The organism is Streptomyces sp. HB132 (genome assembly GCF_016909575.1).
Lineage (GTDB): Bacteria > Actinomycetota > Actinomycetes > Streptomycetales > Streptomycetaceae > Streptomyces.
Window position 1 is genome coordinate 206,021 of the sequence record NZ_JAFBGA010000010.1, and the last position, 23,664, is coordinate 229,684.

A 23,664-nucleotide genomic window follows, 5' to 3' on the forward strand; every position below is an offset into this window, starting at 1 on the left:
TCACCCCATAGCTTGGACGGCTTCCCGTTCCCGAGAGAATCGACGGTCACGGGCGGAATGTCGAGCAACGAGAGACCGATGAGCAGGAGAGCGATGCTGCTCGCGGGCGGCGGCACCCTGGTCGCCGCCACCGCCGTCGGCGTGGCGGTCGGCAGGCGTGAGCAGAGCACACCCGCACCCCCGGGAGCCGTCGGACGCTTCGACATCGACGCGGCTTCCGAACTGTTGCGCCCCACTCCGCTGCACGACATCACCGGGCCGCAGTCGATCGCGTTCGACGAACGCGGCCGGCTCTACGCGCTCCAGGTCATGCAGGGCGGCATCCGGCTGCCCGACGAGGAGCGGGCCGCGTCCGGGAAGGCACGGCGACTGGCCGGGGACATGTGCGTCACGGCGTACTCCAGCGACCGGGAGGCGCCGCGGCACATGTATCTGCGGGGATTCGGCCACGGGATCTCGATGGGCGTGGAGCCGTCCGGCGCAGGCCCGCTGCTCTGGGTGGAAGCCGACGCCGACACACGGACCGGCTACGGACGCGCGGTGGCCAGGATCCCCTTCCGCCACGGCACGGTACTGGACAGCACCTCACCCTCCGTACGCCACCACCGGCCCCTGCCTCACAGCCACCGGATCCATCCGGCCGTCGACGTGGCCGCCGGGCGCGTCCTGGTGAGCCACCGGGCCGGCCGGTCACACCGCTACGCGCTCTACGCTCTGGACGACTTCCTGTCGGGTTCGTACCGCCCGTTGCTCGACCTGCAGAACCCCGCCCTGCGCAGCGGCGAGACACTCCAGGGCTGCGCCGTGCACGGGGATCACATCTACCAGCTCACAGGGACCCCCTACACGGACGCGGAAGGCGACAATCCGCCGGAGTCCGGCGGGAACACCTACGTGTCGGCCATCGACATGCGCAGCGGGAGGGCCACAGGGCGGCGCAAGGTGTCCGTGGCGCCCCACCTGCCTTTCCGGGAGCCCGAGGGACTCGCGGTCCGGCCGGGGGACGAGCCGGGACTCTGCGTGGCCTTCTCGGTGAAATCCGACGATCGCCGGAAGCTCACGGTCTACGCGTGTCCTTCTTGACGAGGAGCGCCCCCATCGACACAGCCGTCACTCAGCGTAACAGTCGACATGTGTCCGATCACAAGAAGCGAGCAATTCATAACTGTTCGGTATCCAGTCATCAAATGTTCGACTTTTGCCGTTTGAAAGTTCACTAAATCTTTCACGATTGTCTAATGTTCGCTCTGATGCTTCACGAGCTCCTGACACACCGTCCGCCCCTCAGATAGACCCCCGCGGATCGGCCCCCACTGTGATGACGTGCGGCACCCCTGTCTCCCGCCGGCACCGTCGCCGTGCTCCCGCACAAGATCACTGAAGGAGGGGCTGTCCCCAGATGGGCAAGTCACAGCGCCAAGCCGCGCTCGGGATTCTGATCACGACCGCACTGGTGGGCAGTTTCGTCGCCATGATGGCGGCGGTCGTGATGGTCTCCCTCCCGGTCTTCGCCTACGCCGCAGCGGTCAGCTACGGGGCGGACCTCCTCCTTCACACCGCACAGTCCTCGACGCTGGACCGTCTCAGGGACTCGCGCTTCGGTCTGACCATCCGGTTCCTGATCCGGCAGTTCCTCCTGCTGGCCCTCTGCGGCGTCATGATCGACCTCGACTCGTTCGTCGTGCAGATGACGGCGGTGGGACTGCTCCTCCTCTTCGTCATGCAGCTCGTCTACGGGGCCCTGCTCAAGCGGGTCCGGTCCGAGCGTGCGGCGCTGCCCTTCACCACTCGCGGGCTGGACCTCGAGGCGCTCGGCATCCGGCGCCTGCCGCACCCGTTCCTCATGGACAAGCACGTCCGCAAGATGCTGCACCTGGACGTCCCACTGGTCGCCGGCGCCATCGGCACGATCGCCACGGATGACTGGCGTTACGTGACCTTCGGTGGGATCGCGACCGTCTGGTTCGCCTTCGTCGCGGTGCTGGTTCTGCTGCCGGGTGCCAAGAACGCACTGATCCTTCCCAGCCCCGACCATGCCCTGGACGAGCTCAACTGGCAGCTCTCGCAGTACCGGCCGCAGGTCGCGCTGTACTTCACGTTCGCCGCGGTGTCCCGGGACTTCATGTACCAGGTGAACATGTGGCTGGAGTCGCTGGAGGGGCTGGACCTGCGCCCCATCATCGTCCTGCGCGAGCGCGCGACCCTGCGCTACCTGGACGCCACCTCCGTGCCGGTCATCTGCGTCCCGAAGGCCGAGAACCTGGCACGGGTCGAGATGCCGGAGCTGCGCGTCACGCTCTACCCGGGCAACGCCGGCAAGAACGTGCACATGCTGCAGCGCCACGAGGTGAAGCACGTCTTCATCGGCCACGGCGACAGCGACAAGCTGGCCAGCAGCAACCGTGTCAGCAAGGTCTTCGACGAGATCTGGGTCGCCGGCCGCGCGGGACGCGACCGGTACGAGCGCATCAAGCACGCCGTCTCCGCCCACCAGATCGTCGAGGTCGGCCGTCCTCAGCTGATGCCCCTGCGCCGGTGGACCGGCTCGGTCAATCACGAGACACCCACCGTCATCTACGCCCCCACCTGGGAGGGCTGGACCGACGACGCCTGCTACACCTCGGTCATCCCCGCCGGTGAGCACCTCATACGCATGCTGCTCTCGCACGAGCGCAAACTGCGGATCATCTACAAGCCCCACCCGCTGACCGGCACCCGCTCCCCCGCCGCGGCGGCCGCGCACCGGCGCATCATTGCTCTCCTGCGAGAGGACAACGCCCGCCGGTTCGGCAGGAAGGTCACGGACTCGAAGATCGCTGCCCGCAAGCTGGCGCGCATCGACAAGCGGCTCACCGCCCTCCAAGAGCGCGGGGTCCGGTCCAAGTACCCGGATCTGTCCGAGGAGGAGCGGACTGCCCGGATCCGCAAATTCCGCGATCAGGCCGGGGCGCACTACTGGGACTCGCTGCCCGTCGACGCCCACCACGTGGTGACGGAGAGGGTGCCCACCCTGTACGACTGCTTCAACCACTCGGACCTGCTGATCGGCGACATGTCGAGCGTGGTCTCGGACTTCGTGGCGACGAGGAAGCCGTACGCGATCTTCAACCTGGAAGGGCTACCGGACGCGGAGTTCAGGAACGAGCAGCGGACCGCCTACGCCTCGTATCTGCTCGACCGCGAGTGCAACGGCCTGGAGGAAGCGCTCACGGCGATGTTCTCCCGTGACCAGGACGTCATGGCCCCGTACCGGGAACAGCTCAAGGAATACCTGCTCGGCCCGGACCACCCGCCGTCGACCGTGCGATTCGCTGAGGCGGCGAACGACCTGTATCGCCGCGGGCTCGAGGACTTCCCCATCGAGTACCCGACGTTCGCGGAGGTCTCCGACCAGCCTGGCCGGCAGCCACGCCAGCCGGCGTGACCGCCTGCACGCCTCCGGCACCGCCCTTTCGCCCTTCCTGAAGGAAGCAGGACGTCTTGACCTCCCGCACAACCCGCCGCCGTACCGTCGCCGTCGTCCTCGCCGGCGGTACAGGGCAGCGCATCGGACTGTCCATACCGAAGCAGCTTCTGAAGATCGCCGGGAAGCCGATCCTCGAGCACACTCTGCAGATCTTCGAGGCCGCTCCGGGCGTGGACGACGTCCTGGTCCTGATGACGCCGGACCACGTGGCCGAGGCCCGGCGGATCGTGGCCCGGGCCGGATTCCGCAAGGTTTCCCACGTCATCGCGGGAGGTGCGACCCGGAGCGAGACCACCACGCTGGCCATCGAGGCAGCTGCTGCCCTTCCCGGCGGGGACCCAGACTGCAACCTGCTCTTCCACGACGCTGTTCGCCCGCTGCTGTCCCAGCGGGTGATCTCGGAGTGCGTCGAGGCGCTGAACCGCTACCGCGCCGTCGACGTGGCCATCCCTTCGGCCGACACGGTGATCGTGACGCGGACGCACGGTGACGACGGCGAGTTCATCACCGAGGTGCCGGACCGCGCCCGGCTCGGACGCGGACAGACTCCTCAGGGATTCCGTCTGTCCACCATCCGGCGTGCGTACGAACTGGCGGCGGCCGATCCGCTCTTCCGGGCCACCGACGACTGCTCGGTCGTCGTGAAATACCTGCCCGATGTCCCCGTCCACGTGGTCGCGGGCGACGAGTACAACATGAAGATCACTCAGCCGGTGGACGTCTTCATCGCCGACAAGCTGTTCCAGCTCGCTTCGACCACCGCCCCGGCGCACAGCGCAGAGAAGTTCTACCAGGACCGACTGTCGGGCCGTACCGTGCTCGTCTTCGGCGGCTCGTACGGAATCGGTGCGGACATCGCCAGGATCGCCGAGGAGTACGGAGCCCGGGTCTACGCGCTCGGACGTTCCACCACGGGCACCCACGTGGAGAAGCCCGACCAGGTCGACGAGGCGTTCGCCCGCGCCTACGCGGAGACCGGGCGTATCGACTACGTGGTCAACACGGCGGGCGTGCTGCGAATCGGGCGGCTCGACTCCACGGACAACGCGACCGTCAAGGAGGCCATGGAGGTCAACTTCCTCGCGCCGGTGAACATCGCGCGTACGGCCTACAGGTACCTCGCGGAGAGCAAGGGGCAGCTGCTGCTCTTCACGTCCAGCAGCTACACACGAGGGCGCGCGGAGTACAGCCTGTACTCCTCCACGAAGGCGGCCATGGTGAACCTGACCCAGGCCCTCTCGGACGAATGGGCCGAGGACGGGATCAGGGTCAACTGCGTGAACCCCGAGCGGACCGCCACGCCGATGCGGACGAAGGCCTTCGGCCAGGAACCTGAGGGGTCCTTGCTCACTTCCGAGGAAGTCGCGCACAGCTCCCTGGACGTACTCCTCTCCGGCATGACCGGTCACGTGATCGACGTACGCCGCCAGGACCCGATGTCGCTCCCGGGGTCCGCCTTCGAGTCCGCCCTCTCAAAGGTTCTGACGCGCTCCGAGAACCAGACGCTGTGAGCCCGCACTCAGCAGTGCCACTGATCCAGGAGACACCTTGAAGATCGCCTTTCTGATGTACAGCGCCTACGGGCAGGCGGGCACGTCCGTCGCGACCCAGACCCTTGCCAACTCCCTCGCCGCCCGGCAGCACGAGGTCGAGTTGGTCAGTGTGTTCCAGTACCACGACGCGCCGCCGCTCCGGTTCGCACCGAGCATCGGACTCCACACCCTCGTGGACACACGGAACGGCTCCGCGGACCTCGAAAACCCGCAGCACTCCGTGCCGTCCGATCACTGCACCGGCTTCAAGACGGATGACAGGAACCGCTACAGCCGGCTCATGGACGAACGTGCCGCCGCCTATCTGCAGGGGACCGACGCGGACGTCATCATCGCCACCGCGCCGAACACCATCGCGCTGCTGACCTCACTGGGTACGGGGCAGTACATAACCCTTGGCCAGGCCCATACCCACTACCACCACCAGACCGCCTCCTCGCGGAAGATGCTGGACGCCGCCATCCCCCAGCTGGACGGCTTCGTGACGGTCACCGCGAAGGACGCCCAGACACACCGGGACGCGTACGGCGCTGTAGGGACACTCTTCCACGCCATCCCCAACGCCGTCACGAGCACGTTCATGCGTGCGGAAGTCCGCGAGTCCCGCATCGTCACCGCCTCGGGCCGGCTCGTCGACTGGAAGCGGTTCGACCTTCTCGTCAGTGCATTCGCCCAGCTCGGCAGGAAGTACCCCGACTGGACACTGCGTGTCTACGGAAGCGGGGAGGAGAAGGCGAAACTGCGCAAGCTGATCGACAGCCTGGGCGCGAACGAGCGCGTACTCCTCATGGGCCACACCAAGCACCTCCGCGAGGAGCTGGCCAAGGCCGCCCTGCACACATCGACGTCGACGGACGAGACATTCGGGCTGACCATCGTGGAGGCCATGACGTGTGGCGTGCCCGTCCTCAGCACCGCCGGTCCGCACGGCCCGTCCGAGATCATCTCGGACGGCGTGGACGGCGCTCTGTCGCCGGTAGGTGACGTCGACGCCTTCGCCAAGAACCTCGACTGGCTGCTCGGCGACGCCGAACTGCGTGCGCAGCTCGGCGCCAACGCCGTGGAGAAGTCCCGGCTCTACAGCAACGAGTCACAGGCCCAGAGCTACGAGACCTACCTCTCGCAGTTGCTGACCGCCCGCGACTACCGCCCCGAGGCCTTCTGTCGTGCCACGTCGACGGGGGATCTGGAGTTCGTCCTCGACCCCGCGCGGGCACCTGGTGAACGCTTCACGGTGCTGTGCGTCAATGCGGCGGACGGCCGGCAGGCCCTGATGGCCGCTCCCGTGGAACACACGGCGAACGGGCACCTGTACGCCTCCGTTCCGGCCAGGCTCCGCCTGACCAGCGGCACCTGGAACGTACTTCTGCGCCGCGAGGACGACGGAGTCATGCGTCGCGTGCAGGTCACGGAGCTCCAGAGTTCGGCGAACTCGCTCATCTCCTCTCCCGCGGAAGCGAGCCCGGTGAGCTTCAGGTCGTTCGCGCGATCGGCGGACGGCGGCTACCTGCAGATCGTGTCCCGAGAGTTCCCCGCCCACGCGGAGGTGCTCTCCGTCGAGACGAATGGCTCCCATCTGACCGTTCAGCTCTACGCGTTGGGTGTCACAGCCGCCCAGGGCGGGCCCCAGGTGGACGTTTCGGGCCAGGGGGCCCAGATCATCGCCCAGAGCCGCAAGAACGCGGGCTCCTTCTTCACCATCCCCTGCGCGTTCTCGAACGGAGGCGCCGGCTTCACCATCGACCTCCAGCAGTACGCCGACCGGATGATCGACGTCGACACGATCTGGGACCTCTCCTTGAGCATCCCGGAGAATCTCACCGTCTCGGGACAGTCGCACCGGCTGAGGCTCGGCCGCTTCGGCGACGACATCGTGCAGCGCAAGCCTGTCCACGTCTACGCGAAGCCGAGCGTCACCACCGTGGAGGGCCGGTCGGTGACGTACAACCCGTACTACACGGACAGCAACTATCTCTCGATCGGGCTGAAGCTGATGTCGTGAGCGTCTTCACGGACACCTGCCGTCGGTCTCCGGCTCAGGACGGTTACCGAGCCGCAGCTCATCGCACGTCAGACACGGACTGAGGGCTCCAGCGCGAGCCCGGGCTCGCGGTTCTGACGTGCGATGCGCAGCGCACCGTCCTCATCGATCAGGGCGAGTACCACCCGGCCGTAGGCGTCGCAGGCAAGCGCGGGGCCACCGACGCAGTGTTCGCCGGTGGGTGACCACCACACTCCCCCTCCTTCGTTCTCGGTACCGCACGCAGTGAGCATGACCTGACCGTCGAGGGCACGGTGGGCCAGCACGGTGCAGTCGTAGCCGTCGAGCGGGGCTCGCAGAGCTGCGACCGGATCGGGCGAGGAAGCGCCACTCAGCGGGATCGCCCACGTGCCCGGGCGATAGGCCACGATGCCGCCGGTGGCATCGTCGGCCCAGTAGTAGGTCACTCTCCCCGGCGCCGTCTCCAGACCGGCAGCGGTGCCCGGGGCGTGGCCGAAGGGGATGTCCTGATCCCGCTGGTAGCTCCCCTCGGGCTCATGCTGGCGCAGGTGCAGCGTCGCCCCGTCGGAGGGTGCCAGGATCGAGACGCATCCGGCTTCCGTGGCAACGGCTGCGATCCCGTCGAGTATGGGCCTGACCTTGAGATCCTGCCAGGCATGCCACGTGCCACCTGCCTTCTCACGACGCAACAGAAGGCTGCCGCCCGCGTTGCGTACGAAGACGTGGACCGTGCCGGAGGAACTGACCGCAGGCGTCGGGGTGCCGAGCCTGGCCGCCTTCGCCTGCTCGGCGTGCGGATTGCCCAGCGAGTGCCACTGTGTTGTGGGGCGGCCCGTTTGGAACTGGGTGGCGCTCACCAGATCGACGGCGTCACCGCCGGCCCTGTGCACGGTCCGGCGGCCGACGAGGTGCACGAAGCTGTCCTGCCCCTGGACGACCGACACGTCGGTCAGGCCTGGCACGGGGAGGAGTTCGGGACCTGTCCACGTCGTGTCCCCGGGGCGGTTCTCCGTCCAGCGGAGCACCCCCTCGGCCCCGAGGGCGTAGGCGGTGAGCCGGCCGTCCTTGCCTCGCACGAGCCACTGCCCACGTGCGGCCCCCAGCGCCCGTTGACGCGAGGTCCCCTGCTCATCGGCACCCTGAACAGGGGACCTCCCCTGGACAGTGCGCCTCGATCTGACCGGCATGGCGTGAGGTCGTCCTTCCGCGAAGCTCCTCGGCCCCCGTCCGGGTCCGCTTCTGCGCCCCGGCACCCGGCAGGCCGGACGCACTCATCATAGAATCTCCACCCGATCACCGAACACCAGGACCCATCACATGTGGGCGTCGTTGACATGGTTCGGCGAGACGCCCCATAAACATGGCGTGCGTGCACAAAGACGGAAGACAGAGCGAAGATTTACACAAGATTCGAAAGCTTGTCTATACTCTTCGGTCAGCCCCCTCACATGAGTGGACCGGCCCCACCCGAGTCCCCAACTCCGCACCCAGCCCTCACGGGCCACAGACCAAGGGACTCGTGCAGGATGACCCACGACGCCGTCACCCCCGGCCCACGCGCCTCACGCAGGGCGGAAGCACCGAAGCGGGGCCGCAAGAAGGAACGCAAGCGCCGCCGCGGCCTCAAGATCACGCTCGGGGTGCTCCTGGTGCTCCTGCTCGCCGGCGGGGGCACCGCGTACTGGATGTACCAGGACCTCGACGGCAACATCCAGGGCGTCGACATCAACAAGGCGCTCGGTGAGGACCGTCCCGAGAAGCTCCCCACCACCGGCCAGAACCTGCTCGTCCTCGGCTCCGACTCGCGCGCCGGGGCGGAGAACCAGGAGCTGGGCGGGGGTGGCGCCGTCGGCGGGGCGCGGTCCGACACCGCGCTGGTGGTGCACATACCCGAGGGCCGCACCGAGGCCGTCGCCGTGTCCATCCCGCGCGACACCCTGGTGACCAGGCCCGACTGCACGAAGTCGGACGGCTCGACGATGAAGTCCGCCGAGCGCGTCATGTTCAACTCGGTCTACTCACAGGTCGGTCCGGCCTGTGTGGTGAAGACCGTGGAGAAGATGTCCGGGGTCCGGATCGACCACTACCTGGAGATCAACTTCGCCGGGTTCAAGGATCTGGTGGACGCGATCGGCGGCGTGACGGTCAAGGTCGAGGAGCCGATCAAGGACGAGGCCTCGGGCCTCGACCTCACCGCCGGTACGCACAAGCTGAACGGCACCGAGTCCCTCGCCTACGTCCGCACCCGGCACGGCGTCGGGGACGGCAGCGACCTCGGCCGCATCGGGCTCCAGCAGCAGTTCCTGCTCGCGCTGCTGACCGAGATCAAGTCGCAGGACCTGCTGGGCAGTCCGACGACCACGTACAAGATCGCCAACTCCGCGACCAAGTCACTGACGACCGATGAGGGGCTCGCCTCCCTGACCTCGCTCAGTGAGTTCGCCCGCTCGATGAACGGTGTCGATCCCGCCTCGATGGAGACGATCATGCTGCCGGTCGCCTACGACAAGCAGGACCCGAACCGGGTGGTCGCCGCCGAGCCGCAGGCCGGCAGTCTCTGGAAGGCGATCCGCGCGGACGGCACGATTCCCGAGTCGGCGAAGAAGTCTCCGGCCACCGGCGGCTGACGACCGGCATCCTGAGGGGATGGAACCTCTGAGGACCCTGGTGATCGTCGACTCCGCCAATGTGGTGGGGTCGGTGCCGGACCGGTGGTGGCGGGACCGGCGTGGGGCGGCCGAGCGGCTGCGGGACTCGCTGGTCCCCTACGCCGCCGAAGGGCTGCCGGGACACGCCGGCCCCGTCGAGATCGTGCTGGTCGTGGAGGGTGCCGCGCGCGGGGTCGCGTCCGTGCCCGGCGTACGGGTGGAAGCGGCCCCGGGCAGCGGGGACGACCTGATCGCCGGTCTGGCCGCTGCCGCCCAGGGCGTACGGTCCTGCCTCGTCGTCACGGCCGACCGTGGGCTGCGGCAGCGGGCCGAGTCCTACGGGGCCCGCTGCACGGGTCCTCGTACGGTGCGGCCGCTGCCGCCGTCACGCGGCGCCTGACAGGGTCAGGGGGTCTTCGCCATACGGCTGTTCCGCCGCCCGTACGCGAAGTAGATGATCGCGCCGATCACCATCCAGATCCCGAACCGGAGCCATGTCTCCGCCGGCAGGTTGAGCATCAGCCAGACCGAGGCCGCCACCGAGACGATCGGAAGCAGCGGCACCCAGGGGGTACGGAAGGCGCGGTGCAGCCCGGGACGGGTGCGGCGCAGGACGATCACGCCGAGCGCGACGACGACGAACGCGAAGAGCGTGCCGATGTTCACCAGCGTCGCCAGTTCGTTGATGCTGGTGAAGCCGGCGACGATCGCGATGACCACGCCGAGCAGGATGGTCGGGCGGTACGGGGTGCCGAAGCGCGGGTGCGTCACCGAGAAGAACCTCGGCAGCAGCCCGTCGCGGCTCATCGCGAAGAACACCCGGGTCTGGCCGAGCAGCAGGATCATGCAGACCGTGGTGAGTCCGACCGCCGCGCCGAAGCTGATGACTCCCGCGTAGAAGGGGTGTCCGACGGCTTTGAACGCGTCGGCGAGCGGGGCGCTGACGGAGAGTTCGGAGTAGTTCTGCATGCCGGTGACCACGATGGAGACGGCGACGTAGAGCAGGGTGCAGATGACCAGCGAGGCCAGGATGCCGCGCGGCATGTCACGCTGCGGGAGCTTGGTCTCCTCCGCCGCGGTGGCGACGACGTCGAAGCCGATGAAGGCGAAGAAGACGATGGACGCGGCGGTGAAGATGCCCATGACGCCGAAGTTCGTCGGTTCGTAGCCGAAGATCAGCTGGACCAGCGGGGCGTCCAGGCCCGATCCGCCGGTCTGCTTCTCGGCCTCGGGGATGAAGGGCGAGTAGTTGGACGTGTCGATGAAGAACAGCCCGGCGATGATCACGATGCCCACGACCGCGAGCTTGATGGCGACCACGACGGTGGTCACGCGGGCGGACAGCTTCATCCCGAGCACCAGGATGACCGTCAGGATCAGTACCAGGGCGAACGCCAGGATGTCGAACCCGAAGCCGCTCGCCACATCGGGGCCGGAGAGCGCCTCGGGCATCGTCCAGCCGACGTTGTCCATCAGCGAGCGGACGTATCCGGACCAGCCGACCGCCACCACCGCGGTGCCCAGGGCGAATTCCAGCACCAGGTCCCAGCCGATGATCCAGGCGACCAGCTCGCCCAGCGAGGCGTAGGAGAAGGTGTACGCCGATCCGGCCACCGGGACGGTGGAGGCGAATTCGGCGTAGCAGAGGGCGGCGAGCGCGCAGACGACGCCCGCCGCGACGAAGGCGAGGGCCGTGGCCGGGCCCGCGGTCTCCTTGGCGACCTTGCCCGTGAGGACGAAGATGCCGGTGCCGATGATGACACCCACTCCGAAGACCGTGAGGTCCAGCGCGGAGAGGGACTTCTTGAGGGCGTGCTCCGGTTCTTCCGTGTCGCGGATGGACTGTTCGACCGTCTTGGTCCGGAGCAGCCCTTTTCCGCTGGGGGGCGTGTCCTGCTGCGTGCTCACCGGCGTACCTCCACGCACTCGTCGTGCACGCCATGATTCGGAACCGGCCGCCCCGGCACGCTCTGTACGCCCCTATTTCACGCGAATGGGCCGGTCGGACCACCCGAGTGGGGTGGGCGACCGGCCCGGTGCGGTGCGGGTGGATGAGCCGCGGCCGATCAGTCGCGCACGGGCTCCACGACCCGGCTCTCGTACCTGCCGTCGAGCTTGGCGACCAGCCCGGTGACCTGGCGGGCGATGTCCGGTGCGGTCAGCCCGATCTCGGCCATGACCTCGCCGCGCGAGGCGTGGTCGAGGAACACCGGCGGGATACCGAAGTCGCGCAGCGGCACGTCGACGTCCGCGTCGCGCAGTGCCTGCGCGACGGCGGAGCCGACACCGCCGGCCCTGCTGTTGTCCTCGACCGTGACGACGACGCGGTGCTCCGCCGCCAGAGGGGCGAGCGCCTCGTCCACGGGCTTGACCCAGCGCGGGTCGACGACCGTCGTGGAGATGCCCTGGGCGTCCAGGAGGGTGGCGATCTCCAGGCACATCGGGGCGAGAGCGCCGACGGAGACCAGCAGGACGTCGGGCTCGTCCGTGCCCGCCGAGCGCAGGACGTCCATGCCGCCCACCGTGCCGACCGCAGGGACCGCGGGGCCGACGGCACCCTTGGAGAAGCGGACGACGGTGGGTGCGTCGTCGACGTCGACGGCCTCCCGCAGCTGGGCACGGACCTGCTCGGCGTCGCGCGGGGCGGCGATGCGCAGGGTCGGCACGCACTGGAGGATCGACATGTCCCACATGCCGTTGTGCGAGGCACCGTCCGTGCCCGTGACGCCCGCCCGGTCCAGGACGAAGGTCACTCCGCACTTGTGCAGGGCGACGTCCATGAGTACCTGGTCGAAGGCGCGGTTCAGGAAGGTCGCGTAGACCGCGAAGACGGGGTGCAGCCCTCCCGTGGCAAGGCCGGCGGCGGAGACCGCGCCGTGCTGCTCGGCGATCCCGACGTCGTAGATCCGGTCCGGGAACGCCTCCTCGAACCTGCCGAGGCCGACGGGCTGGAGCATGGCCGCCGTGATGGCGACGATGTCCTCGCGCTCGTGACCCAGCTTGAGCATCTCCTCGCCGAAGACCGAGGTCCAGTCGAGCCCCGAGGTGGAGATGGGCAGGCCGGTGTCCGGGTGGATCTTGCCGACCGCGTGGAAGCGGTCCGCCTCGTCCTCGAGGGCGGGGGTGTAGCCGCGGCCCTTCTGGGTGAGGCAGTGCACGATGACCGGACCGCCGAAGCGCTTGGCACGCTGGAGCGCCGAGTCCAGGGCCTCGATGTCGTGGCCGTCGATCGGTCCCACGTACTTCAGGCCGAGGTCCTCGAACATGCCCTGGGGGGCGATGAAGTCCTTGAGGCCCTTCTTGGCACCGTGGAGGGTCTCGTACAGCGGCCTGCCGACGACGGGCGTGCGCTCCAGGAGGTCCTTGCCCCGGGCCAGGAACCGCTCGTACCCGTCGGTCGTGCGCAGGGTGGCCAGGTGGTTCGCGAGGCCGCCGATGGTCGGGGCGTAGGAGCGCTCGTTGTCGTTGACGACGATGACGAGCGGGCGGTCCTTGGCGGCGGCGATGTTGTTCAGCGCCTCCCAGGCCATTCCACCCGTGAGCGCGCCGTCACCGATGACGGCCACGACGTGGTCGTCCTTGCCCAGGACCTCGTTGGCCTTGGCCAGGCCGTCGGCCCAGCCGAGGACGGTCGAGGCGTGGGAGTTCTCGATGACGTCGTGCTCGGACTCCGCGCGGGAGGGGTATCCGGAGAGTCCGCCCTTGCTCTTGAGCTTCGAGAAGTCCTGCCGGCCGGTGAGCAGCTTGTGCACGTAGCTCTGGTGGCCGGTGTCGAAGAGGACTTTGTCCTGCGGGGACTCGAACACCCGGTGCAGGGCGATGGTCAGCTCGACCACGCCCAGGTTCGGGCCGAGGTGGCCGCCGGTCTTGGAAACCTCCTCGACGAGGAAGGTACGGATCTCCCCGGCGAGCTGGTCGAGCTGCTCGAGGCCGAGCCGGTCCAGGTCGCGCGGTCCCCTGATGCGGGTCAGCAGGTCCACCCGTGCCTCCTTGCTTGTGAGCTGGTCGAGCGTGTCGATCCGATGAGTCTAATGTTCCGTCGGCGGCCCGGGTCATCGGGCGCCGCATTCAGCCACGCCCCGCGTGGTCCCGCCGGACGCGCGGGTGCCCGGCATCGCGAGGATGCCGGGCACATGTGCGCAGGTCCGCGGGTACGACGGTCAGGCGCGGCCTGCGGTCTTCTGCGTCTTGCGGGTGATGGAGTCGATGACGACCGTGACGAGAAGTACAGCGCCGGTGATCATGTAGTTGATCGGCGTGGCGATGCCCTCGAGGGCCAGGCCGTACTGGATCGAGACGATCACCATGACACCGAGCAGCGCGTTCCAGGTGCGGCCCCGGCCACCGAAGAGGCTGGTTCCGCCGATGACGGCTGCGGCGATGACGTTCATCAGGAGGTCACCGGCCCCGGAGCCCTGGTTGGCCGCCGCGATCTTGGACGCCCAGAACAGGCCGCCGATGGCCGCGAAGGTGCCGGCGATGGAGAAGACCGAGACGCGGATCGCGGTGACGTTGATGCCCGCGCGGCGGGACGCCTCGACGCTGCCGCCGAGCGCGAAGATCTTCCGCCCGTAGGAGGTGCGGCGCAGGACGAAGTCCGTGCCGACCAGAACGATGAGGAAGAGGACCAGGGCCAGCGGGAGGCCGCGGTACTGGTTGAACATGAACGCGGCGCCGAAGGCGAACACCGCGAGGACGACGGTGCGGACCACGATGTCGACGAGCGGCCGCGCCGGGATGCCCGCGGCCTCACGGCGGCGGGTGTCGAGGAAGGCCGAGAGGAAGTAGCCGATCACCGCGACGGCGGCGAGGCCGTAGGCGGCGGCGACGTCCGAGAAGTAGTACGTGGTCAGACTGCCGACGACGCCGTCGCTGTCCAGGTTGATCGTGCCGGTGTCACCGAGCAGCTGGAGCATGAAGCCCAGCCAGAACAGCAGACCGGCGAGGGTGACGGCGAACGCCGGGGCGCCGATCCGCGCGAAGAAGAAGCCGTGGACGGCACCCATGACCGCGCCGCTGAGGATGGCGACGAGTATGGCGAGCCACTCGTTCATTCCGTGCGTGACGCTCAGTACGGCGACGACCGCGCCCGCGACACCGCTGACCGAGCCGACCGAGAGGTCGATCTCGCCGAGCAGCAGCACGAAGATGATGCCGACGGCCATCATGCCGGTGGCCACCATCGTCACGGCGATGTCGCTGACGTTCTTCGCGGAGAGGAACTCCGAGTTCAGGCTCTGGAAGACGACGCAGATGATGATCAGGCCGATGATCACGGGGATCGAGCCGAGGTCACCACCGCGCATCTTGCGCTTGAACTCGGTGAGGTAGCCGGCGAGGCCCTGCTCGCGCACGAGGAGCCGGGGGTCGACCACGGTGTCGGCGCCCTTGGCCGCCTCCGGGTTGACCACTGCGGTGGACGTCTTGTCGGTTGTCACTTCTGGGCCTCCGCATTGCGCGCCGCACGACGGGTCACGGCGTTCTCCGTGGCACCCGTGATGGCGGAGATGATCTCTTCCTGCGAGGTGGTCTTCACGTCGAAGATCCCGTTGTTCCGGCCCAGCCGGAGCACCGCGACCTTGTCGGCGACGGCCTTCACGTCGGCCATGTTGTGGCTGATGAGGATGACCGCGTGGCCCCGCTCGCGCAGCCGCTCGACGAGGTCGAGGACCTGCGCGGTCTGCTCGACGCCGAGCGCGGCGGTGGGCTCGTCGAGGATGACGAGCTTGGGCTCGCCCAGCATCGAACGCGCGATGGCGACGGTCTGGCGCTGACCGCCGGAGAGCGACGCGATCGGGATGCGGACGCTGGGAATGCGGATCGACAGCGTGCTGAGGAGCTCGCGCGAACGCCGCTCCATCTCGACCTCGTCGAGGATCCCGAACTTGCGGAGTTCCCGGCCGAGGTAGAGGTTGCCGACGACGTCGATGTTGTCGCAGAGCGCGAGGTCCTGGTAGACGGTCGCGATCCCCAGGTTCTGGGCATCGTGCGGCTTGTTGATCTGGACCGTCCGGCCGTCCCACTCGATGACACCGTCATCGATGGGATGCACTCCGGCGATCGTCTTGACCAGCGTTGATTTGCCGGCGCCGTTGTCACCCACCAGGGCGACCACCTCGCCGGAGTGGACCTCAAGCTCTACGTCGGTGAGCGCCTGGACGGCACCGAATCGCTTGGAGACCCCTCGCAACGCCAACACGGGCGTAGCGGACACGTGAACCATCTCCTTCGCCGCCTGACCCGGCGGGGATACCGCGCCTGGGGGGAGGCGTGGTGGTTGAGCAGAAGAATTGGGGAAGAGCGCCGAGAAGGCGTTCCGTCCGGCGCCCGGCCCGGTAGCGGGACAGTTGGTGGGCGGGGCGCCGGACAGGCTTCGGGTCCGCCCGGCCGGCCGCGAGGGCCGGTCCGGGCGGGTGGGACCTACTTCAGGCCCGCGGAGGTGCAGGCGGCCTTGTACTTGGCCGTGCAGATCTCGTCGAGCGTGTAGATGCCGTCCTTGATGACGGTGTCCTTGATGTTGTCCTTGGTCAGCGAGACGACCGGGACGAGGACGGTGGCGATGCCCTTCGTGCCGGCGTTGTCGACCTTGGACGTGGCGATGGAGTCGAGCTTCTCGCCCTTGGCGAGCGCGACGGCCATCTCCGCGGCGACGATGCCCTCCTGCGGGTAGGGCTTGTAGACGCTCATGAACTGCTCACCGGTGACGATGCGCTGCACACCCGCGAGTTCGGCGTCCTGGCCGGTGACCGGCGGGAGCTTGGAGATACCGGCGGACTTGAGGGCCTGGATGATGCCGCCGGCCATGCCGTCGTTGGCGGAGTAGACGCCGTCGATCTTGTCCTTGCCGAGGGCCGTGATCGCGCCCTCCATGTTGGAGTTGGCGTTCTCCGGCTTCCACTCCTTGGTGTCGTACTCCTTGCCGTACGTCACCTTGCCGTCGAGCACCGACTTGGCGCCCCTCTTGAAGAGCGCGGCGTTCGGGTCGGTGATCGAGCCGTTCATCATCACGACGGTGGGCTTGGCGGCGTCGCCCAGGGCCTCCAGCAGGGCCTTGCCCTGCACGCGGCCGACCTCTTCGTTGTCGAAGGAGGTGTAGGCGTCGATCGGGCCCTCGGCGAGGCGGTCGAAGGCGACGACGGGGATGCCCGCGTCCTTGGCCTTCTTGACGCTGTTCTCGATGGCCTTGGCGTCGACCGCGTCGATGATGAGCGCGTCGACCTTGCTCGTGATCATCGCGTCGACCTGCTGCGCCTGCAGCGTGGCGTCCTGCCTGGCGTTGGCGTAGGTGACCTTCGCCTTGCCGTCGGTCAGCTCGCTGACCTTCTCCTCGATGATCGGCTTGTCGAACTTCTCGTAACGGGCCGTGACGTTCTCGGGAAGGAGCAGGCCGATCTTGAGGTCGTCGCCCTTCTTGGCCGACTCGGAACTGGTCTTGTCGCCGGACTCCTTGGCGCTCCCGCAAGCGGCGAGAGAGACAGCCATGGTGGTGGCGGCAACGGCAACGGCGGCACGACGCATACGCGTGTTCATTTCGAACCTCCCTGACGAGGCCGCGACGTTGCGGCCGAGGTGGCTGGAAGTCAACTCGGCCGCGACGTCAGCGTCAAGGAGTAAATCCTTAACGAGATGACAACGGTGCCATTCGTTATCTAAGTGAAGGCAGGGGCCGCCGCGGGGAGGGTGCTCTCCAAAAGGGATGAATCCCCCATCTCGCTGAGTACGAGGGCCAGCGCACCCAGCACCTCGGCCCGCCCTCCGAGCGCCCCGGGGAGCACGGAGAGCTGCCGGGCCGCACTGGGGATGGCGTACCGCGAGACCGAGTCGCGGATGGGACCCAGCACCAACTCACCGGCTTCCGCGAGGGATCCGCCGAGCACGACCCGGCTCGGGTTGAGCAGGTTGCACAGGTTGGCCACCCCGCTGCCGATGTGCCGACCGACGTCGCCGATGACCCGGCGGCAGCCCGGATCGCCCTCACGGGCCAGCTGGACCATCCGCTCCATGGTGAGATCGGCCCCGTGGCTGGGCTTCAGCAGCGGCAGGACGTACCGGGCCGCGGTGAAGGTCTCCAGGCAGCCACGGTTTCCGCAGCGGCAGACGGGGCCCGATTCGTCGAGGGTGATGTGGCCGATCTCGCCGGCCGTGCCGCCCGGGCCCCGGTAGATGTGCCCGTCGATCACCAGACCGGCGCCGACACCGCTGGCCACCTTGATGTAGGCGAGGTCCCTGACGCCCCTGCCGGCGCCCCAGACGAGCTCTCCGAGTGCCCCGAGGTTCGCGTCGTTGTCCACGTAGACCGGCACCCCCAGGCGCCCGGCGAGCTCCTGGCTGGGATTGATGCCCGTCCAGCCCGGCAGGATCGAGGTGGAACCCAGCGTGCCGGATTCGACGTCGATGGGCCCCGGCACGCCGAGGCCCACACCGATCACCTTCCCGGGGCTGATCCCGGTGGTCTCGACCAGGCGGTTGACCAGCTGTTCCGCCCGGCCGAACCCGTGCGCCGACGAGGCGTCCACATCCAGCGGCTCGGACTCCTCGGCCAGCACCTGATGAGCCAGGTTGCCGATGGCCACCCGGAGGTGGGTGTGTCCGAAATCCACCCCTATGACGATGCCCGCGTCCCCGCTCAGGGAGACGCTCCTGGCACGGCGCCCGCCCGCGGAGGTGGGGGTGACCTCGACCGTGCCGCTGTCCTTGAGCTCACGGACGATGTTGGAGACGGTGGCTGCGGAGAGGCCGGTGCTCCTGGCGATCTCGGCCTGGGTCAGGGACCCCGCCATCCTTACGGCACGCACGACCCGTTCAAGGTTGGCCCTATGCAGAGATGTCTGCGACCCCGGAGTCTCCATCGACTCACTCACTCCTGCCGTTTTCTCCAACATGTGAACTCTAAGATGAGCGTTTTGGGGTGGCCCCCGTCAAGACCTTGAGCAGTCGCAGCCTCCGATGAGCATGGGGCCTCCACATCCGGACAGCGGAGAATGCCCGGAAAACCACGTGAACCGCCCACCGGTCGGCGCCCGTGGGCGGTTCACGGCCCGGTGGGCCTGTTCGTTTCCGGTCCCCGGTGTTACCCGGATGAAGGCAGCGACCGACTACCGCACGTGACGGATACGGGATGAACGGGGCGGGCGGCACGGACCGGGCGCCACGACGGACCCGCACGGCCCACCACCGAGCCCGGCACGCGTCAGCGCCGGGTGAACCGGGTGACGGCGACGCCGTTGCCGAACAACGCCCGGTCGGCGACCTCGAAGAGGGTCGGGTCGAACTCCCCGTTGATCACGGGGATCCCGGACCCGGCCACCACGGGGTAGCTCTTGACGATCATCTCGTCGATCTCGGGCAGCAGCACGCCGGCGAGGACGCCGCCGCCGCACAGCCAGATGTCCTGGCCCTCCTCCCGCTTGAGACCGCGCACCAGACCGAGCGGGTCCTCGGCGACCACCGTGACGTCCGGGTCGATGTCGGGCGCCAGCGTGCTGGACACGACGTACTGGCGCAGGTGGGCGTAGGGACTGGTGAAGCCCGCGTCCTTGCCGGGCAGGTAACTGCCGAGCCCCATCAGCACGGTGTCGAAGCGCCGGTTGGGCACGCCCTCCAGCCCCGCTCCGGCACGGGCGGAGGTGGGGACCGTCTCGGGATAGCAGGCGTTGAGCCACGAGGCGTAGGCAGCCGCCTGCTCCTCGTCGCCCTGCGGATAGAAGTCGAACTCCCCGCCCGGCCCCGCGATGTAGCCGTCGATGGAGACGGCGACGTAGTAAACGAGCTTTCGCATGCACACCCCGTTGCGTAGTACTCTGGATGAAGTGGTTTGACCGTAGTACTACGGATGGAGTGGTGTCAATGGTGCGCAGGAACGACGCACGGCGGGCGGCCCTCGTCGACGCGTCGATCGAGGTGCTGGCAAGGGAGGGTGCGCGCGGACTCACCTTCCGGGCGGTGGACACGGAGGCGGGTGTCCCGGCCGGCACGGCCTCCAACTACTTCGCCAACCGGGACGACCTGCTCACCCAGGCGGGCAGCCGGGTCTACGAACGGCTGCAGCCCGACGAGGCGACGGTGGAACGGCAGCGGAACGCCTCACCGGACCGGGAGACCTACACCCAGCTGATGCGCGAGCTGATCGGCAGGGTAAGCGGCTTCCGCACCGGCTATCTGGCGCTGCTCGAACTGCGTCTGGAGGCCACCCGGCGGCCCGGGCTGCGGACGGTGCTGACCGAGCAGGTCCGCTCCGATGTCGAGGCCAATGTGGCCTACCACGAGGCGTCCGGCCTGCCCGGCGACGCCACCGCGGTCCGGCTGCTCATCCTGGCCTTCAACTGGCTCATCGTCGAACAGCTCACGCTGCCGGGAGTGTTCACGGAGGCCGAGCGCGACCGGCTCGTCGAGGCCGCGGTCGACCGCATCGTGGGGAGGTGAGGGGGCGTCCGGCCGCTGTCGCAGTTCGCCGCCCGGGACGCCGCATGCCTCGTCACCGCCTGCCGGTCGGCAGGCGGTGACGAGTGCGGGCGAGAGAGCTCCCCTACTTGAGCGCTCCCGCCGTCAGCCCCGCGACGACCTGGCGCTGGAAGACGATGTAGGCGGCGAGAACCGGCAGCATCGCCATCACGAGACCCGCGAAGAGGCCCGACCAGTCCCCCTTGTAGCCCTGGCTGGTGGCCAGTTCGACCAGGCCCTGGGAGAGCACCTTGCCGTCCGGGTCGGTGTTCAGCACCGTCGGCAGCATGTACTGGTTCCACTGCCCGAGGAAGTTGAAGATGCCGACGCTGATCAGACCGGGCTTGGCCATCGGCAGCATCACCTGGAAGAACGTCCGGGTGTGCGAGGCCCCGTCGAGCATGGCCGCTTCCGCGATCGAGCTCGGCAGGGTCCGGAAGAACGAGGTGAGGAAGAAGACGGTGAACGGGAGCGAGTAGGCGATGTAGACCAGGATCAGCCCGTGCACCGAGTTCAGCAGACCCATGTTGTTCATGACGAAGAACAGCGGGACCAGCGCCAGGATGATCGGGAAGCTCATCCCTCCGATGAAGAGGAAGTAGATGAAGCGGTTCCCGGGAAAGTCGAACCGGGCCAGCACGTACGCCGCCATCGAACCCAGCAGCAGCGTGCCGATGAGCGAGCCGCCCACCACCAGGATGGTGTTGAGGAAGTAGTCACTCATGTGCGCCTGGTTCCAGGCACGTGACCAGTTCTCGAAGTGCAGCTTGTCCGGCAGCGCCCAGGGGGTCGACAGGATCGAGTCGTCCGTCTTGAAGGACGCCATCACCGCCCAGAGCAGCGGCATGATGACGAGGACCGCCCAGATGACGAGCACACCGTGCGAGAAGACGTTGAGGACCTTGCCCTCGCTGCTCTTCGCCGGCCCGGCGGCCGGGGCGTCCTGCTTGGTCACCGGCGAGCGCGGGGCCGGAACGGCGGTCGGAGTCTCAGTGACCTTCACGTGTGCTCACCTCGTACAACTGTCGGGCCGGCCAACGGGACCGAACTGATCTGCGTGCAGCCGGCCGTCCGGTCGCGGAACCTCGGGGAAGCCGGCATCAGAACTCCAGCCGCTCGCGGCGGCCGAGGCGCATCACGATGCCCGCGAAGAGCATGGTGACGATCAGCAGCCCGACCCCGATGGTGGTCGCGTAGCCGGCCTGGGCGTCCCGGAAGGCCGTCTGGTAGACGTACAGCGGCAGGACGGTGGTGGAGTAGTCGGGACCGCCCGGTCCCACCGTCATGACCTGTACGGCCGTGAACGCCTCGACGCCGAGCGCCAGGATGCCCATGTAGACCCAGCCGGACTGCACGGTGTCCCAGAGCAGCGGAAGCGTGATCTTGAAGAACGTCGTGATGCGGTCCGCACCGTCGAGCAGCGCGGCCTCGTAGAAGTCCTTCGGGATGGACGCCATACCGGCCGAGAACAGGACGACGAAGAAGCCGACCGTCGACCAGATCAGCACGACCATCACGCAGTACAGCGCCAGATCGGGATCGCCCAGCCAGTCCGGCTGAAGGCTCTTGAGTCCGACGGCCTTGAGCGTCGAATTCAGCATTCCGGACGTCGGGTTGAACGCGAACTGGAACAGCAGGGCCACGATCACGATCGACAGCACCTGGGGGAAGAAGTAGGCGATCTTGTAGAACGAGGAACCCCGCACCCCGGCGACCGCGGCGTTCTTCCGCCGACGGCCGCCGACATTGAGCATGAAGGCGAAGAAGAGTGCGAGGCCCAGCGTCACCAGCGGCAGCAGCAGCGCCAGCAGCACACTGTGCTGCAGTGACTTCCAGAAGATGTCGTCGTCGAGCATCCGGCTGTAGTTGTCGAAGCCGACCATCTCGAAATCGGGACTCAGTCCGGTCCAGTCCGTGAACGAGTAGTAGATGGACTGTACGAACGGCCAGATGACGAAGATGGCGTACAACGCCAGTGGGGCTACCAGGAACCCCACGATGAACCGGTACTTGCCGTGCTGCATCGTTTACCGACCCCGATTTCCGAGCGGGTGCCGCCGCTGGTGACGGTTGCTCACTGGTGCTTGTAGCGCGTGATGGACTGGTCCTTGGCCGCGGCGTCGGCGAAGGCCTGGATCTTCTTGATGGTTTCCGCCGGGGTCGCGCGGCCGGCCATCATCTCGCCGATTCCGGCGATACCGATCTGCTCCTTCTGCAGCTTCACGTACCAGTCCTGCAGCCGCGGGTTCACCACGTTGTCGCCGGCCTTCTTCAGGACGTCGACGCCGGACTGCATGGCGGTGGACAGCGTCAGACCGTCGGTGCCGCCGTTGAAGGCGCTGAGGGACTTCACCGACTTCGTGAAGTTCTTGGAGGACTCCTCGCTGAGCATGATGCGCAGCTGCTCCATGCCGCCCTCGGGGTTCTTCGCCTTGGCGGGGACGACGAACGGCTCACCGCCGGAGGCCCACAGGGTGCCGAAGGGCAGCTTGTCGGAGGAGTCGAGGCTGGACGGGGCGCCGACCATCATCTTGAAGTCGTCCGGCGTGGTCGGGGCGGCCTCGTTCTCCACCCACGAGCCGTTCGGGATGAAGAGCGCCTTGCCCTTGGTCCACTCGGTCTGCGACTGGATGTGGGTCAGGCCGGGCGTGCCCTTGAGGATGTAGCCCTTCTTGAAGAGCTCGTAGTACGCCTCGAAGGCGGCCTTGACGGCCGGGTCCTTCCAGGCGTTCGGCTCCAGGTTGTCGATCTTGTCGAGGACCTCACGGCCGCCGATCTTGCCGATGAAGGGGTAGAGCGAGAACGGCAGGTAGTACGGGTACTTGCCGGGGTACGTCCAGCCGGCGATGCCCTTCTTCTTCGCCTTCGCGCACAGCGCGAGCATGTCGTCCCAGTTCTCCGGGTACGTCGCGTCGAGCTTCTCGAGGTTGGTCTGGGAGTACCAGACGCCGTAGACCGTGTACGCGTAGTACATGATCCAGACCGGGTCGCCGTCGAACTGGCCCATCTCCAGCACACCCGGGCGCAGCGTGTCGCGGACCTTCTTGGCGGGGTCGTCGTAGGACGGGGCGTCCATCAGCGGCGTGAGGTCGGCCAGCTGCTTCTTGCCGACCAGGACACCCATGTCCATCTGCTCGGCGCCCGAGTTGTCGATCAGGTCCGGCGGGGTGCCGCCGTTGAAGCGCGGCTGCAGCGTCGACTGGATCTTCTCCGTCGCGGCGTGCTTGACCTTCGGAGCCTTGGGGAAGGCCTCATTGTACTTCTTCTCGGCGTCGATGGCGTACTGCTCACCGAAGCCACCGTTGAAGATGACGACCTCGAGGGCGGCGGTCTCGTTGACACCGAGCGGGTTCTTCGCGCTCTTGGTGCCCTTCTCGACCTTCTCGTCACTTCCGCTGTCGCTGCTCGCGCACGCCGACAGGAAGCTCATCGTCGGGACGGCGATCAGGCCGAGTGCGGCAGAACGCTTGATCAGGTCGCGACGGCCAAGGCCCTCATTCGTGCGGCCGGAGGTGGATCCCATGCTCAAGTCCTCGCCTTCTCCAGGACTCAGGC

Annotated in this window: 18 protein-coding genes; 7 read left to right on the forward strand and 11 right to left on the reverse strand. The window is 67.8% G+C overall.

The window, feature by feature from the left end:
* The first annotated feature begins 78 nt into the window (after positions 1-78).
* The 4 genes from JOC24_RS22750 to JOC24_RS22765 all read left to right on the forward strand — a co-directional run bounded on the left by JOC24_RS22750 (position 79) and on the right by JOC24_RS22765 (position 7,021).
* Positions 79-1,083, forward strand: a complete 1,005-nt coding sequence (locus tag JOC24_RS22750) for a signaling protein (protein ID WP_239580827.1) — start codon at positions 79-81, stop codon at positions 1,081-1,083.
* 316 nt (positions 1,084-1,399) lie between these two features.
* Positions 1,400-3,424: a hypothetical protein gene (locus JOC24_RS22755; RefSeq protein WP_205022220.1), complete on the forward strand. Its 2,025-nt coding sequence runs from the start codon at positions 1,400-1,402 to the stop codon at positions 3,422-3,424.
* Positions 3,425-3,480: 56 nt separating this feature from the next.
* The gene (locus tag JOC24_RS22760; protein ID WP_205022221.1) at positions 3,481-4,977 is read left to right on the forward strand and encodes a bifunctional cytidylyltransferase/SDR family oxidoreductase; all 1,497 of its coding nucleotides are present in this window, start codon (positions 3,481-3,483) and stop codon (positions 4,975-4,977) included.
* Positions 4,978-5,014: 37 nt separating this feature from the next.
* Positions 5,015-7,021, forward strand: a complete 2,007-nt coding sequence (locus tag JOC24_RS22765) for a glycosyltransferase (protein WP_205022222.1) — start codon at positions 5,015-5,017, stop codon at positions 7,019-7,021.
* A gap of 68 nt (positions 7,022-7,089) precedes the next feature.
* Here JOC24_RS22765 and JOC24_RS22770 read toward each other — a convergent pair whose 3' ends face one another.
* Positions 7,090-8,097, reverse strand: a complete 1,008-nt coding sequence (locus tag JOC24_RS22770) for a PLL family lectin (protein ID WP_205022223.1) — start codon at positions 8,095-8,097, stop codon at positions 7,090-7,092.
* Between the two features lie 450 nt (positions 8,098-8,547).
* On the opposite strand from JOC24_RS22770, the gene JOC24_RS22775 reads away from it, so the two are divergent.
* Both JOC24_RS22775 and JOC24_RS22780 read left to right on the forward strand, forming a co-directional pair.
* On the forward strand, positions 8,548-9,648 hold the full coding sequence (locus JOC24_RS22775; protein ID WP_205022224.1) for an LCP family protein: 1,101 nt from the start codon (positions 8,548-8,550) through the stop codon (positions 9,646-9,648).
* 19 nt (positions 9,649-9,667) lie between these two features.
* The gene (locus JOC24_RS22780; RefSeq protein ID WP_205022225.1) at positions 9,668-10,069 is read left to right on the forward strand and encodes a PIN domain-containing protein; all 402 of its coding nucleotides are present in this window, start codon (positions 9,668-9,670) and stop codon (positions 10,067-10,069) included.
* 5 nt (positions 10,070-10,074) lie between these two features.
* Here JOC24_RS22780 and JOC24_RS22785 read toward each other — a convergent pair whose 3' ends face one another.
* The 7 genes from JOC24_RS22785 to JOC24_RS22815 form a co-directional block, all read right to left on the reverse strand.
* Positions 10,075-11,577, reverse strand: coding sequence for an amino acid permease (locus JOC24_RS22785; protein WP_205022226.1), 1,503 nt, complete (start codon positions 11,575-11,577; stop codon positions 10,075-10,077).
* A gap of 158 nt (positions 11,578-11,735) precedes the next feature.
* Complete coding sequence (gene dxs / locus JOC24_RS22790; protein WP_205022227.1) at positions 11,736-13,649, reverse strand: 1-deoxy-D-xylulose-5-phosphate synthase; 1,914 nt, start codon at positions 13,647-13,649, stop codon at positions 11,736-11,738.
* A 180-nt stretch (positions 13,650-13,829) separates the two neighbouring features.
* A complete protein-coding gene (locus JOC24_RS22795) occupies positions 13,830-15,107 on the reverse strand; it encodes a sugar ABC transporter permease (protein WP_205022228.1) in 1,278 nt (425 codons plus the stop codon).
* A complete protein-coding gene (locus tag JOC24_RS22800) occupies positions 15,104-15,892 on the reverse strand; it encodes an ATP-binding cassette domain-containing protein (RefSeq protein WP_205022229.1) in 789 nt (262 codons plus the stop codon). Before JOC24_RS22800 ends, JOC24_RS22795 begins: the two co-directional genes overlap by 4 nt.
* Before the next feature lie 197 nt (positions 15,893-16,089).
* On the reverse strand, positions 16,090-17,199 hold the full coding sequence (locus JOC24_RS22805; protein ID WP_205022230.1) for a sugar ABC transporter substrate-binding protein: 1,110 nt from the start codon (positions 17,197-17,199) through the stop codon (positions 16,090-16,092).
* Positions 17,200-17,318: 119 nt separating this feature from the next.
* Positions 17,319-18,518 (reverse strand): ROK family transcriptional regulator, encoded by a 1,200-nt coding sequence (locus JOC24_RS22810; RefSeq protein WP_205022231.1) that lies wholly within the window; start codon positions 18,516-18,518, stop codon positions 17,319-17,321.
* A gap of 341 nt (positions 18,519-18,859) precedes the next feature.
* A complete protein-coding gene (locus JOC24_RS22815) occupies positions 18,860-19,447 on the reverse strand; it encodes a dihydrofolate reductase family protein (protein ID WP_205022232.1) in 588 nt (195 codons plus the stop codon).
* A 68-nt stretch (positions 19,448-19,515) separates the two neighbouring features.
* On the opposite strand from JOC24_RS22815, the gene JOC24_RS22820 reads away from it, so the two are divergent.
* On the forward strand, positions 19,516-20,091 hold the full coding sequence (locus JOC24_RS22820; RefSeq protein ID WP_205022233.1) for a TetR/AcrR family transcriptional regulator: 576 nt from the start codon (positions 19,516-19,518) through the stop codon (positions 20,089-20,091).
* A 103-nt stretch (positions 20,092-20,194) separates the two neighbouring features.
* Here the strand turns inward: JOC24_RS22820 and JOC24_RS22825 are convergent, their stop codons facing one another.
* From JOC24_RS22825 to ngcE, 3 genes are all read right to left on the reverse strand, one after another.
* Positions 20,195-21,112, reverse strand: coding sequence for a carbohydrate ABC transporter permease (locus JOC24_RS22825; RefSeq protein WP_205022234.1), 918 nt, complete (start codon positions 21,110-21,112; stop codon positions 20,195-20,197).
* Between the two features lie 97 nt (positions 21,113-21,209).
* On the reverse strand, positions 21,210-22,133 hold the full coding sequence (locus JOC24_RS22830; RefSeq protein ID WP_205022235.1) for a carbohydrate ABC transporter permease: 924 nt from the start codon (positions 22,131-22,133) through the stop codon (positions 21,210-21,212).
* A gap of 50 nt (positions 22,134-22,183) precedes the next feature.
* Positions 22,184-23,632, reverse strand: a complete 1,449-nt coding sequence (gene ngcE, locus JOC24_RS22835) for an N-acetylglucosamine/diacetylchitobiose ABC transporter substrate-binding protein (protein WP_205022236.1) — start codon at positions 23,630-23,632, stop codon at positions 22,184-22,186.
* Positions 23,633-23,664 lie beyond the last annotated feature (32 nt).

Excerpts from the sequence above, each read along its gene's own strand:
- JOC24_RS22775 (WP_205022224.1), top strand. The coding sequence starts at position 8,548 with ATGACCCACGACGCCGTCACCCCCGGCCCACGCGCCTCACGCAGGGCG.
- JOC24_RS22780 (WP_205022225.1), top strand. The coding sequence starts at position 9,668 with ATGGAACCTCTGAGGACCCTGGTGATCGTCGACTCCGCCAATGTGGTG.
- JOC24_RS22830 (WP_205022235.1), bottom strand. The coding sequence starts at position 22,133 with ATGCAGCACGGCAAGTACCGGTTCATCGTGGGGTTCCTGGTAGCCCCA.
- JOC24_RS22755 (WP_205022220.1), top strand. The coding sequence starts at position 1,400 with ATGGGCAAGTCACAGCGCCAAGCCGCGCTCGGGATTCTGATCACGACC.
- JOC24_RS22800 (WP_205022229.1), bottom strand. The coding sequence starts at position 15,892 with ATGGTTCACGTGTCCGCTACGCCCGTGTTGGCGTTGCGAGGGGTCTCC.
- ngcE (WP_205022236.1), bottom strand. The coding sequence starts at position 23,632 with ATGGGATCCACCTCCGGCCGCACGAATGAGGGCCTTGGCCGTCGCGAC.
- JOC24_RS22805 (WP_205022230.1), bottom strand. The coding sequence starts at position 17,199 with ATGAACACGCGTATGCGTCGTGCCGCCGTTGCCGTTGCCGCCACCACC.
- JOC24_RS22810 (WP_205022231.1), bottom strand. The coding sequence starts at position 18,518 with ATGGAGACTCCGGGGTCGCAGACATCTCTGCATAGGGCCAACCTTGAA.
- JOC24_RS22750 (WP_239580827.1), top strand. The coding sequence starts at position 79 with ATGAGCAGGAGAGCGATGCTGCTCGCGGGCGGCGGCACCCTGGTCGCC.
- JOC24_RS22815 (WP_205022232.1), bottom strand. The coding sequence starts at position 19,447 with ATGCGAAAGCTCGTTTACTACGTCGCCGTCTCCATCGACGGCTACATC.
- JOC24_RS22820 (WP_205022233.1), top strand. The coding sequence starts at position 19,516 with ATGGTGCGCAGGAACGACGCACGGCGGGCGGCCCTCGTCGACGCGTCG.